This window comes from Thalassotalea montiporae (assembly GCF_053485855.1).
This window is the reverse complement of the sequence record NZ_JBQRUO010000005.1, coordinates 186499-199893: the sequence shown is the minus strand read 5'-3', so window position 1 is coordinate 199893 and position 13395 is coordinate 186499. Positions and strand designations below refer to the sequence as shown.

The following is a 13395-nucleotide window of genomic DNA, read 5'->3' as shown; positions in this document are numbered from 1 at the left end:
AATCATATTGTTAAATGGGGGCTTTGCCCCCGTTTTTTATCTCAGCTATTCTGTTTTTATAGCAGTTTCTATAACAGCCGTTTAAGCAACAGAATTGTGAATAGACACTTGAGAATAGAGAGTTGAGAGTAGACTAGGAGTTTTTATGAGCAGAGATTTTTCTCGTACCGATCGCGTTGCTCAACAAATTCAAAAAGAAGTAGCCACCATTATCCAGCGTGAAGTCAAAGATCCACGTTTAGGTATGGTGACAGTGAATGCCGTTGAAGTAACGCGCGATTTAGCCTACGCCAAAGTGTTTGTCACTTTCTTCACCCTTGAAGGGCAAGACGAAGAAGTATCGGTCAAAATTTTAAATGAAGCGGCCAGCTTTATTCGCACCTTGCTTGCCAAGCGTATTAAAGCGCGCATTATGCCAGAGCTTCGTTTTGAATATGATGCATCACTTGTGGAAGGTGTGCGTATGACTAACTTGGTAAACCAAGCAGTTGCTGAAGATCTGCGTCGCGCTGGTGAAGACGCTACTAACGAGCAAAACTCAGACGAAGGTGGGGAAGCATAACCCATGGCGAAACGCAGAAAAGGTCGTGCAGTTAACGGCATTGTACTGTTAGACAAGCCATTGGAGATCTCGTCAAACAAGGCGTTGCAACAAGTTAGAGGGATTTACTTCGCACAAAAAGCAGGTCATACCGGTGCGCTTGATCCACTAGCAACAGGCATGTTGCCTATTTGTTTGGGGGAAGGCACTAAGTTTTCTCAGTTTTTATTAGACACTGACAAAACCTATATCGTTACAGCTAAGCTTGGCGTGCGCACCACCACCAGTGATGCGGATGGCGAAGTGGTGAGTACTAAACCAGTTGATGTGACTGATGCGGGTATTTTGATTGCGGTTGACAAGTTTCGCGGTAAATCAAAGCAAATTCCATCTATGTACTCGGCATTGAAATATCAAGGCCAACCGCTATATAAGTATGCCCGTGAAGGTATTGAAGTACCGCGTGAAGCACGTGATATTGAAGTGTTTCGTTTAGAAGTGCTGCGCATTGATGGCGATGAAATTGATATGGAGCTGCATGTATCAAAAGGCACTTATATTCGCACCATCGTTGACGACTTAGGTGAATTACTTGGCTGTGGCGCGCATGTGTCTATGTTGCGTCGCGTCAGTGTCGGCAGCTACCCACGCGATAAAATGGTGACCATTGAGCAGTTAGAAGAAAAGCTTCAGCAAGCGAAAACCGAAGGGGTTGCGCCATCTACTTATCTAGATGAGTTGTTGTTGCCAATGGAAACTGCACTTGAAGGTATGCCTAAAGTGGAAGTAGACGACGCCTCTGTGGTTTACCTTCGCCACGGTAACCCTGTACAAGCATCAGGTGCGCCGCTAGATGGCTTGGTACAAGTCTTTACCGAGCAAGGTGAATTCTTGGGTGTTGGTCAGATTAATGATGATGGCTTAGTCGCACCGAAACGCATAATTGTGCCAGCGGCAGAAGAATAAGCTAGATAACTTTTGTTGCGAAGCGATTTATCTATTCCGGTTTAGCTAAGGCGATTTATCTGTGCAGGTTTCGCTATGGCAGTTAAAAGCTTGGTTGCAAAAATAGGCGAGGGTGCTAGAATACGCGCTCTTTTGAACGTCTTGCTGATTTAGTGTTCGGCTTGACGCGATTTTTAACACTAAACTATATAAGGTATTTATTATGTCTTTATCAACTGAGCAAAAAGCAGCTATCGTTGCTGAATACGCAGTTAAAGAAGGTGACACTGGTTCTCCAGAAGTACAAGTTGCTTTGTTAACAACACAAATCAACCACCTACAAGGTCACTTCAAAGCGCACATCCATGATCACCACTCTCGTCGTGGTTTATTACGCATGGTTAGCCAACGTCGTAAGCTTTTAGACTACTTAAAGCGTAAAGATGTTGAGCGTTACACTGCGCTAATCGGTAAATTAGGTTTACGTCGTTAATCGACGGCTTATTTGCCCATCAAGCTCGTTTGAGTTTGTTAAAAGAAAGGCGCTTCGGCGCCTTTTTTGATCTTTGTGATTTTTTCACCGAACCTCTGCCACCATTCAACATTCCCAAACACCCACTTTTTGACTGCTCTACTAACGTAAAATAGCGCCTAAATTCTCTTTAATAAACGCTATTGATGATGTAAATGTGACAATCTGGTTTTAATTGATTTAAGCGCTAGTAATAGCGATTGTTATCGCTATAATTAGCGGGCAAATTAAACGAAAGAAAACAGAGCTGACTTAAATAGGTAAGTTGGTGTCTTTAACTAAGGAATCTGTAAATGTTTACTCCGGTAACTAAAACATTTGAGTACGGTCAACATACCGTAACATTAGAAACGGGTGTTATTGCTCGTCAAGCAACAGCAGCAGTAATGGCTTCAATGGATGATACGTCAGTATTAGTATCTGTTGTTGCTAAAAAAGAGGCAGTAGAAGGTCAAGACTTCTTCCCTTTGACGGTAAATTATCAAGAAAAAACTTACGCTGCGGGTAAAATCCCTGGTGGTTTCTTCAAGCGTGAAGGTCGTCCTTCTGAAGAAGAAACATTGATTGCACGTTTGATTGACCGTCCAATTCGTCCGTTATTCCCGGAAGGCTTCACGAACGAAGTACAGGTAATTATTACTGTTGTTTCTGCTAACCCAGAAATTTCACCTGACATTATTTCATTATTAGGTACATCTGCAGCGTTAGCGATTACAGGTACACCTTTTAATGGTCCTGTAGGTGCTGCGCGTGTTGGTTATAAAGATGGCCAGTACCTACTAAACCCACTTCAGTCTGAGTTGGCAGAAAGCCAATTAGACTTAGTGGTAGCCGGTACCGATTCTGCTGTATTAATGGTTGAATCAGAAGCTGAAATTCTTTCTGAAGAGGTGATGTTAGGCGCGGTTGTATACGGTCACGAACAATCACAAAAAGCTATTGAAGCAATCAAAGAGTTTGCTGCCGAAGTAAATACGCCATCTTGGAACTGGGAAGCACCAGTGAAAAATGCAGAGCTTATCGCAAAAATCGACGAGCTAGCGTCTGCCCAAGTAAACGAAGCTTACCAAATTACTGAAAAAGCTAAGCGTTACGAGCGTGTTGCTGAAATTCGCAACGAAGTAGTTGAAAAGCTACTTGCTGAAGATGAAGCGCTTAACGTTCAAGAAGCGAAAGATTTATTCCACGACTTAGAGAAAAATGTTGTTCGTGGTCGTATCACGCAAGGTCACCCACGTATTGATGGTCGTGATCCAGAAATGATCCGTGCACTAGATGTAATGACTGGCGTATTACCACGTACTCACGGTAGTGCCGTATTCACACGTGGTGAAACTCAAGCACTGGTTACTGCAACATTAGGCACACAACGTGATGCACAGAAAGTGGAAACCATTCTTGGTGAGAAAACTGACAACTTCATGTTGCACTACAACTTCCCTCCGTATTCAGTAGGTGAAACTGGTTTTATCGGTTCTCCTAAGCGTCGTGAAATCGGTCATGGTCGACTAGCCAAGCGCGGTGTGTTAGCGGTAATGCCAACGGTTGAAGAATTCCCGTACGCAGTTCGCGTGGTATCAGAAATCACTGAATCAAATGGTTCTTCATCAATGGCTTCTGTATGTGGTACTTCATTAGCACTGATGGACGCTGGTGTGCCAATTAAGGCTTCTGTTGCTGGTATCGCAATGGGTCTTGTGAAAGAAGGTGACAACCATGTTGTACTTTCTGACATTCTTGGTGATGAAGATCACTTAGGTGATATGGACTTTAAAGTAGCAGGTACTTCTGAAGGTATCACTGCACTGCAAATGGATATCAAGATCGAAGGTATCACTCAAGATATTATGCAAACTGCGCTTAACCAAGCAAAAGCAGCACGTATTCATATCTTAAGCGTAATGGACCAAGCGATTGATTCAGCACGTGATGATATCTCTGATTTCGCACCACGTATTCACACGATGAAAATCAGTGCAGACAAGATCCGTGAAGTTATCGGTAAAGGTGGCGCAACAATTCGTCAACTTACTGAAGAGACTGGCACTACAATTGAAATCGAAGATGATGGTACGGTCAAGATTGCAGCGACTGATGCTGGCCAAGCAGAAGATGCAATTAGCCGCATTAAAGCGCTAACAGCTGAAATCGAAGTAGGTGAAATCTACACAGGTAAGGTTGTTCGTATCGTAGACTTCGGTGCATTCGTTAACGTTTTACCTGGTAAAGACGGCTTAGTTCACATCTCTCAAATTTCAGAAGAGCGCGTAAATGCAGTAGCTGACGTGTTAACTGAAGGCCAAGAAGTGACAGTTAAAGTACTTGAAGTTGACCGTCAAGGTCGCGTGCGTTTAAGCATGAAAGAAGCTGCAGCTAAGCCTGCTGCTGAAGAAGCAACTGACGCGCCAAGCGAAGAAGCTTAATCTTCACCTTCATTACTAAAAGTAAAAAGCTAAAGGCTAAACATTAGCAAACCAATAAGTTGGCTAGCTAATTTGGCTAAGAAAAAGGGAGCTATCAAGCTCCCTTTTTTATATACTCAAAAAGTTATTAATTACTCTTTCAAAAAATCTAGATTCTTTACCGTATAAATGTCATGTAGCTCGCTAACTTGATGGGTCATTTGCGTATTAATAGCAGCTGTTTAGTTTTCTCTGGTATGACGTGAATAAACAAGATTTTGCAATCTAGGTTAGTGATAAGTTAACAGTAGGTATCTTTCTGAGTGAAAAAATTAGCTATTCTTGCGTTAACCACCAGCTTTCTGTTTATTCAGGGCTGTGCTTCTACTTCGCAATCAACATCAGCCGTTAATAACCTTGTTATTGCAGAGCCTTTACCAGTTAATTTCAAAAGCGAGATTGCACTTGCACGCTTAAGTGAAGTGATTCAACGTGCAGAAATCAGTGATGCTGAACGCGCTCAGCTTTATTACGACCGCGGTGTAATATACGACAGTGTTGGCTTGAGAAATCTGGCTCGCCTAGACTTTAATCGCGCTTTGCGACTCAAACCAGATCTGGTTGATGCCTACAACTTCCTTGGTATTCATTTCACCCAAATGCAGGAATTTAACCAAGCCTATGATCAATTTGATTCCGCCATTGATTTAGCACCGGAGCATGAATACGCATTCTTAAACCGGGGTATTGCGCTATATTACGGAGGCCGTGCAGAGCTCGCAGCAGATGATTTGCAAGTATTTTTGAGCAAACAAACAAACGATCCTTATCGCATTTTATGGTTATACATAGCCGAGCGCGCATATTCACCAGAACAAGCCGAGACTAATTTACGCGAACGCGCCCAGCGAGTTGGCGATCAAGTTTGGGCCAAACAAATTATTCAGCTTTATTTAGGTGAACTTTCACAGCGTCAGTTTATTGGGCAACTAACGCAGAATGTATCTTCAAATAAAGCACTAACCGATAGGTTGTGTGAAGCGTACTTTTACCTTGGCAAACATGCACAATTTAACGGTCAAGGCCAAGTTGCTTTAAACTTTTTTAAGTTGGCATTAAGCACCAATGTCTATGAGTTTGTTGAGCACAGGTATGCCAAACTAGAGCTTGATCTTGTTAGACAAGGCGAGCAGTTTTAGCCGTTAAATGACTTACTACTGACTGCTTCTTTGTGTCGTATTATGTCGTACTTTAGAATATTAATAATCTTGAGCTTGATGGCAATTGTGCCATCAAGCTCTTTTTCATTTTATGACTATTTTAATCGACTTACGCTAAACCAAGAGCCTGATAGTGCGCTGCAAACTTTTGCCTTGAAACAAAACCACTCAAAGGCACACTTTTTTAACTTTGCTAATAGTGATGAAGGCAGTGTTAGTTGGTTAAATAGTGGCGTGCGTTTAGCTCGCAATGACCCAATGATCAGCACCGATATTGGTAGCTGGCATTTGGCTCAAGGGCACTTCACGCAAGCAGAAAGATATTTAATGCAAAGTCATCTGCAAGGAATAGATGAAGCGACCGGTAAGCTCTTAGCGCTGTGGCAGGAAAATGAAGAGCATAGCAAAATTAATGAGCTTGATGTGGGTGGTATTGCTAATTGGGACCTCGACCTAGCAGCCGCCAAAGTAAATGGCCTAATGGCAACAGGCGAGCAAGCCAAGCTGACGCTACTCGCTGCTATGTTCAGAGCTCAAACTCATTTAGTGCCTTTGTATTATGAGCTGGTAGAGTTCAAGGTTATATCGCAGGCTGAGCCGTTGCAGCGTTTCAACGCTGATCTTGATGCAAATAAATGCCCATTATCTATTACCTTATTGGCAAATCAGCTAGGTGACTTAAGGCGCTGGCAACAGCTTGCTAAAGAGTACCACAAGTCAAACCTAAACCAATTCTTGTGCATTGCTGATGTTCGATACGTCAAACCATTTACTCATGCTTGTCAGCTTGAAACGAAAACACCGATACGTTGTAATGAAGCAAAATTAGCTAGCGAATTAACATCACTGGCACAATTACCAAGTGATTACATTGCGCTGATGCTCCCCAAAGGCGGCGCTAATGTTCACATGGGAATATTGTATTTGGATAGAGCAGATGATGGCAAAATCTTCACGCATGAAGTTGCACACTTGCTTGGGTTTGTTGATGAATACAAACTCAAGCAATCACACCCAGTATGTCAATCAACTAATAGCGAGTTAAGTTGGAATATCGCAACGGTAAGTACTAAAACTGTTTCTGATGGTTATATTTCATTGCAGCAATTAGAAAAATTGCCTTGGTTCCCAGAAATTGCGCCGAAGATTAGTGCTAGTCAAGCTAATCAGGCCAAGCAAACCAACCTAACCAAGATTCCTGTGAATCAAACGTTAACTCCTGAAGGTGTGGGCGTCTTTGTTGCAGATACTTGTATGGAGAGTAAAAGCGTTACTGCGTTAAAGCCTTTACAGCGTAATACCATGATGAATAATCATGATTACCCTTTACCACCATTGTATATTCATTTGCTTGGCCAAAATCTAAGTAAGTTTAAAATGCCAAGCTATCACTATAATTTTGGCGTTGCGATGTATCGAGCAAAAAAGGGTAAGGAAGCGTTGAGCTGGTTAAACAAGGCTAGACATTAACACCAAATATGAATGTGATTGAACAGATGGTGTCGTTTTTATCTGCCAGCGACTTTATTAAGTAGCAAAAATTGCGCTGGCTAACTTCTTTTTAATGTTAGAGATTCAGTGTTTTCGATAGCTTGATTATATTTAATCGTTGTTGTCGTATCTTTAATCGTAGTAGTGGGCTTTTTAGTTGAAGCAAGCAGGCCGTCTCTTACTTCTGCTATAGGCCACATTGACTGGTTTAATTGAATATTTTCTGATTTACCCCATGTTGTTTTATTCTGTTCTACCGAATCTCTAAACCAAGAGTAGAGCGTCATATTTATTATCCTTCTTTTATTGTCTAATAGGTATAGACCACAAATTGTGTAATTGACAACGAATGAACTGAATAATTGCTCTGTCGAATACAGATACTAAGGTATAATTGTGGAAGTTTTATGTAGGTAAAATGTCAAATTCTTGATGGCTGAATTCTCTCCCAAACAATTTCGTAAACAATTCCCACTGTTTTCATCAACCCCGTTAAATTCGTCAATGATTTACTTTGACAATGCTGCAACCACGCAAAAGCCGCTTGCAGTGATTGACGAAATTGGTGATTACTATCAAACGTCAAATGCCAATGTGCACCGCTCATCACATCAATTAAGTGCGAATGCTACCGCTAAGTTTGAAAAGGCTAGACTAGTCGTAAAGCAGTTTATAGGGGCGAAAAACGAAAAAGAAATCGTGTGGACTAAGGGCACAACAGAAGCGATTAATATTGTTGCACAGTGCTATGCTAGACCTCTGCTGACCAAACATGACGAAATTGTTGTGAGTTATGCTGAACATCACGCCAATATTGTGCCTTGGCAGCAAGTAGCAGAGCACACGGGCGCTAAGCTTAACGTGTTGCAATTAACGTCTTGCGGGCGTATCGATTTATCGAGCCTTGATAGTGTTATCAACAGCAACACTAAGCTTATTGCTATTAACATGATTTCTAACGTCACTGGCAAGCGAAATGCGATAGAAAGGATTATAGCCAAAGCGAAAGCAGTGGGTGCGAAAGTGCTTATCGATGGCGCGCAAGCGATAGCCCATGAACGCATTGATGTACAGCAGCTTGATTGTGACTTTTTTGCCTTTTCAGCTCATAAAGTGTTTGGGCCGACCGGAGCGGGTGTCTTGTATGGCAAAGAGCAACTATTAACGGCAATGCCACCGTATCAGTTTGGCGGTGAGATGATCAAAAAAGTTAGCTTCAATGGCACTAGCTTTGCCGACTTACCTTTTAAGTTTGAAACAGGAACGCCAAATATTGCGGGCGTACTTGGCTTAGCAAAAGCGCTGGCATTTACCAAACAATATCAAGCATCAATGGCTATCTACGAGCAACAGCTAATTGACTACACCCATAACCAGTTAAAAACGATAACTCAAATAAAGTTTTTATTTGATGAAAAACCAGATATTCCAATTTTCTCTTTTGTCATTGAAGGAGAGCATAATCAGGATGTTGCTGCCTACCTAGATACGCAAAACATTGCTATACGAGCAGGTCACCACTGCGCGATGCCTTTGATGGAATACTTGGGTCAAACAGGGTGTCTACGCGTATCTCTAGCACCCTATAACTTAATAAGTGAAGTAGATAGCCTAATCGTAGCATTAAAAGGTTACTTAGCTGCCGGTGCAGGGCATACAAGTGTTCAAATGAATGTTAGTACGGAGCAGGCGACTCCGTTCAATAACCCTTTTGATAAAATAGCTGAGCAGTTTGCTAGGGCGAAAGGCTGGGATGGTCGACATCGTGAGATCATGTTACTCAGTAAGCAACTCGAACGTTTACCTAAAGATGAACGTAATAGCGATTTCCTAGTGCAAGGTTGCGAGAGCGATGTTTGGCTCAAAGCCAATAAAGACGATAGCGGAATATGGCAATTCCAAGCTGACTGTGACGCGAAAGTTATCCGCGGTTTGCTGGTCATTGTGTTGGCTATTTTCAATCATCAAGACAGTGAAAAAATCGCGACAATTGATGTTGAATCATACTTTGACGAACTTGGCTTGATTCAGCACTTAAGTCCATCACGCGGTAACGGGCTAAGGGCAATCGTTGAGCGTATTAAAAGGCTAGTGAGCGAAAATTGACTTAGCGATTAGCAGGCTAAGCTTTTTCTGTTTAACGTATTTAATACGGTCGATTGAATAATCAGCTGAACCCATTTGATAGGTTCAGTTGATAGTAATCAAATTAGTGGGCTGCTTATTTAAGGTTAAGCTTTCGTTTAAGTAGTTTATCGATCGCCTTGCCTACCGCAAAAAAACCGAAGCTAGCAGTAACATGAGTAGCCGCGCCAAAACCGCCACTGCAGTCTAAACGCATGGCTCCGTCTTGGCTCTGTTTGGCATGGCAAACATTGCCATCGGCATCAGGGTAAACCAGTTGCTGAGTTGAAAAAACAGCGTCAATGCTGAATTTACGTTTAGTGTTTCGCGAAAAGTTATAGTCGCGGCGCAATAAGTTTCGTACCTTAGCAAGCAGCGGATCTTGATAGGTTTGACTCAGATCGGCAATGGCAATTTGTGTCGGGTCAGTTTGACCGCCAGCGCCACCAACCGTAATCATAGGAATTTTTTGACGTTTACAATGCGCGATAAGTGCGGCTTTTACTTGTACAGAATCAATAGCGTCGAACACATAATCAAAACCTGAGGTGATAAGCTCTCTAGTATTCTCTAGTGTGATAAAGTCTTCGACTTCGGTGACGTTGCAGTCTGGGTTGATTTGTTTGATTCGCTCCGCCATCGTTTCAACTTTGCTTTCACCCACGGTGTCAGTTAATGCATGGATCTGACGGTTAATGTTGGTTACGCAGATATCATCTAGGTCAATTAAGGTGATATGACCAAAGCCAGAACGAGCAAGTGCTTCAGCAATCCATGAACCTACGCCGCCGATACCGATAACACAAACCGAGGCATTTTTAATCACTGCTGCGCCTTGAACCCCATACAGCCGTTCAATTCCGCCAAACCTAAGCTGATAATCTGACATACAATTAAATTACCCCAAAGTAAAAAGGCGCGTATTATAGCAAGAACTACCCGCTAAATTGCAATTGCTTTGCACAGCGTGGCTACTTATTGTTGCTAATCTGGCTTAACTTAATTTGGGTTAACTTAATTTGGGTTAACTTAATCTGGCTTAAAAGTCTTAGGCTATTGGCCTTGGGCTGGTAGCGTTACGATAAACTTAGTGTATAGCTCTTGTTCAATTTCGTATTGAATTTGACCGCCTTGGGCTTCGGTCATTAGCTTTGCTGAGTACGCACCAAGCCCTGAGCCTTGTTTGATATTGCCTGACACATATTTATCAAATAGGTTGTTGCGCAATGATTCTGGTATTACGCCAAGGTTTTTACAAGAGAAAACCAAGGTGTCGTTGTCATCGGTTAGTTCAATGGAAATTTCAGAGCCGATGGGAGCAGCTTCTACGGCATTTTTAATCAAGTTGCTAAAAACAGACAGGCATAGCAGTGGCTCAATACTCGCCTGACGTTTACTGTTGTTGTTGAAAACCAGTTTGATTTGCTTGTTTTCAGCCTCTAGTTGGCAGCCCGAAATAGCATCTTGGATCAAAGGTTCAATAGAAGTCGCAACAGGTGAAAATTGATAGATACCTTGTTCTATTTTATACAGCTCCAACGAGAGGTTAATCATTCCTATCACGTTATTAACTGTAGATTTTATTGCGCTTGCCAATGGCTTATCGGTTATTTTTCCTGCGTGGAATAGAATGCTGGCGAGCGGTGCCTTCAGGTCGTGCTGGGTGATTTTTTCAATATCTTCGCGTAATTGCGCGGTTTCTTCTAATTGATTGACCTGTCGAGCGAGCTTTTCCTGATTATGTTTCAACGTAATATGTGTATTGACACGTGCTAGCAAGATTTCGCCTTGTAGAGGTTTGGTAATGTAATCTACCGCGCCAGCCGCAAAACCTTTGGTAATGTCTTCCACTTGAGATTTAGCTGTTAAGAAAATAACAGGGATGTGGGCTGTTTCTGAATCATTTTTAATCGCAGTACAAACTTGGTAGCCATCCATTTCGGGCATCATGATATCAAGTAAAACAAGGTCTATTTTTCCGCGTTGTTTGGCGAGAATATTTAACGCTTGCTTGCCATTTTTCGCGGCAATAACGCGATATCTGTTTTTGAGGATACCAGCAGCAACTTCAATATTGCTTGATTCGTCGTCAACAATCAGCACTGAGCCACCTGTTTCGGCTTTCTCTTCGGATGTTAGGCGGATGTCTTGTTGCTGATGATGCTCAAAACATGCTGAATTTGTCAGCTGATGTAGCGTTGTGCATAGGTTATGTCGATCAAACGGTTTGGCGAGAGTTGTTGCATCAAGATCTGGTCGTTGCTCTAACGCTATTTTGGTAGCAGGCTCTCGATATAGCACTAGACGTGGTGCTTTAGTTGTCCGCACAGATTGGCTAGTTTGTTCAGAATGAATAGTACCTTGGGCACTTTCCAAAATTTGAATTTCTTCAAGCAACTTAACTGGCGTGAAATCAGCTAAGTTATCACCAATGATCAGCAAATCAACCGGCTGCATGGTCATCAATTCAAGTGCATCTTGGCCATTTTCAACAAACGCAATTGCTGACTTATCAAAGTTGCAACCAATTAGTATTTTGGCAATGGCTTCTCTGGCAAGTCTGCTGTCATCAATAATTAGTACGTGCTTCAAGTTTGCGTGACCATAAAGTAAACACCCGTAATATCAAGAATATAAAAGAACCGTTCATTTGTATAGATGGCGGGCTTAGATGGCTTGTATTAGGTAAGGCTAAAAACTAAAAAAGCAGCCCGTAAAGGCTGCTTTTTAATCAACACTATATAAAGCAGAGATTATCTGTTTTTAAGTGGTGTAAATTCACGGTTGATTTCGCCAGTGTATTTTTGACGAGGACGACCGATTTTTTGACCTGGTTGAGATAACATCTCATCCCAATGTGCACACCAACCAACAGTACGAGACATTGCGAAGATTACTGTGAACATGCTTGTTGGGATACCAATCGCTTTAAGAATGATACCTGAGTAGAAATCTACGTTCGGGTATAATTTCTTCTCGATGAAGTATGGGTCTTCTAACGCTACTTTTTCTAGTGCCATTGCAACGTCAAGAAGCGGATCATTAACACCAAGCTCTTCTAATACTTCGTGACATGTTTCACGCATTACTGTTGCACGTGGGTCGAAGTTTTTGTAAACGCGGTGACCGAAGCCCATTAAACGGAACGGGTCTTCTTTGTCTTTTGCTTTTGCAACAAACTCGTCAACACGAGATACATCGCCAATTTCTTCTAACATGTTCAAACATGCTTCGTTAGCACCACCGTGCGCAGGGCCCCATAATGATGCAACACCAGCAGCAATACATGCGTAAGGGTTAGCACCAGAAGAACCTGCTAAACGTACAGTTGATGTTGAAGCGTTTTGCTCATGGTCAGCGTGAAGTGTAAAGATACGGTCCATTGCTTTAGCAAGCGTTGGGCTAACTTTGTACTCTTCTGCAGGCACAGAGAACATCATGTGTAAGAAGTTCTCAGCAAAAGTTAAGTCGTTACGTGGGTAAACGAACGGTTGACCAATGCTGTACTTGTACGCCATCGCAGCAATTGTTGGCATTTTAGCAATTAAGCGATGTGAGCAACGCATGCGTTGTTCGTGATCAGTAATGTCTAAATCACTGTGGTAGAAAGACGACATTGCACCAACTACACCACATAGCATTGCCATTGGGTGAGCGTCAGGCAAGAAGCCTTGGAAGAAGTGAGCTAGTTTCTCGTGCACCATAGTGTGGTTAGTAATGATGTTTTTGAATTCATCATACTGTTCAGCCGTAGGTGCTTGACCATTTAACAAGATGTAGCAAACTTCTAAGTAGTCTGCTTCTTTTGCTAATGCGTCAATTGGGTAACCGCGGTGTTGTAATACACCTTTGCCACCGTCGATAAAAGTAATCGCTGATTCACAAGAAGCAGTTGCTAAGAAACCAGGGTCATAGGTGAAGTAGCCAGAAGCACCTAGAGTGCGGATGTCGATTACGTCGTTGCCTGCCGTGCCAGATACTACTGGTAGTTCAGCAACTTCTTTACCATCAATACTAAGAGAGGCTTTAATATCAGCCATATGTTTTATCCCCTATATTTTTTTACTTACTGCATAACTATGACTAGTTAGTCAGTTTTTCTGAATATAAAACTGCGGGTATTCTACTGCAAAGTCACCC

Annotated in this window: 11 protein-coding genes; 7 read left to right on the top strand and 4 right to left on the bottom strand. The window is 42.2% G+C overall.

The window, feature by feature from the left end; all coding sequences use genetic code 11:
• Positions 1-145: 145 nt before the first annotated feature.
• The 6 genes from rbfA (at position 146) to ACSLUR_RS15100 (ending at position 7110) form a co-directional block, all read left to right on the top strand.
• Positions 146-562 carry a 30S ribosome-binding factor RbfA gene (rbfA, locus tag ACSLUR_RS15125; RefSeq protein WP_448555916.1) on the top strand — a complete coding sequence of 139 codons (417 nt, stop codon included), beginning with the start codon at positions 146-148 and terminating at the stop codon, positions 560-562.
• A gap of 3 nt (positions 563-565) precedes the next feature.
• Entirely contained in the window at positions 566-1507 is a 942-nt protein-coding gene (truB, locus tag ACSLUR_RS15120) for a tRNA pseudouridine(55) synthase TruB (RefSeq protein ID WP_448555914.1), read from the top strand.
• A 202-nt stretch (positions 1508-1709) separates the two neighbouring features.
• The gene (gene rpsO / locus ACSLUR_RS15115; RefSeq protein WP_116000636.1) at positions 1710-1979 is read left to right on the top strand and encodes a 30S ribosomal protein S15; all 270 of its coding nucleotides are present in this window, start codon (positions 1710-1712) and stop codon (positions 1977-1979) included.
• Positions 1980-2311: 332 nt separating this feature from the next.
• Positions 2312-4441 (top strand): polyribonucleotide nucleotidyltransferase, encoded by a 2130-nt coding sequence (gene pnp / locus ACSLUR_RS15110; RefSeq protein ID WP_448555911.1) that lies wholly within the window; start codon positions 2312-2314, stop codon positions 4439-4441.
• A 302-nt stretch (positions 4442-4743) separates the two neighbouring features.
• Entirely contained in the window at positions 4744-5619 is an 876-nt protein-coding gene (gene nlpI, locus ACSLUR_RS15105; protein WP_448555909.1) for a protease adaptor lipoprotein NlpI, read from the top strand.
• Between the two features lie 42 nt (positions 5620-5661).
• Positions 5662-7110: a hypothetical protein gene (locus ACSLUR_RS15100; RefSeq protein WP_448555907.1), complete on the top strand. Its 1449-nt coding sequence runs from the start codon at positions 5662-5664 to the stop codon at positions 7108-7110.
• 80 nt (positions 7111-7190) lie between these two features.
• Here ACSLUR_RS15100 and ACSLUR_RS15095 read toward each other — a convergent pair whose 3' ends face one another.
• Positions 7191-7418, bottom strand: a complete 228-nt coding sequence (locus tag ACSLUR_RS15095) for a hypothetical protein (protein WP_448555905.1) — start codon at positions 7416-7418, stop codon at positions 7191-7193.
• Positions 7419-7563: 145 nt separating this feature from the next.
• Between ACSLUR_RS15095 and ACSLUR_RS15090 the strand changes: the two genes are divergently transcribed.
• Complete coding sequence (locus ACSLUR_RS15090; protein WP_448555903.1) at positions 7564-9237, top strand: SufS family cysteine desulfurase; 1674 nt, start codon at positions 7564-7566, stop codon at positions 9235-9237.
• Between the two features lie 115 nt (positions 9238-9352).
• On the opposite strand, the gene tcdA is transcribed toward ACSLUR_RS15090, so the two are convergent.
• From tcdA to ACSLUR_RS15075, 3 genes are all read right to left on the bottom strand, one after another.
• Positions 9353-10144, bottom strand: a complete 792-nt coding sequence (tcdA, locus tag ACSLUR_RS15085; protein ID WP_448555901.1) for a tRNA cyclic N6-threonylcarbamoyladenosine(37) synthase TcdA — start codon at positions 10142-10144, stop codon at positions 9353-9355.
• Positions 10145-10308: 164 nt separating this feature from the next.
• Complete coding sequence (locus tag ACSLUR_RS15080) at positions 10309-11847, bottom strand: hybrid sensor histidine kinase/response regulator (protein WP_448555899.1); 1539 nt, start codon at positions 11845-11847, stop codon at positions 10309-10311.
• A gap of 161 nt (positions 11848-12008) precedes the next feature.
• Positions 12009-13295 carry a citrate synthase gene (locus ACSLUR_RS15075; protein ID WP_116000628.1) on the bottom strand — a complete coding sequence of 429 codons (1287 nt, stop codon included), beginning with the start codon at positions 13293-13295 and terminating at the stop codon, positions 12009-12011.
• Between the last annotated feature and the right edge of the window lie 100 nt (positions 13296-13395).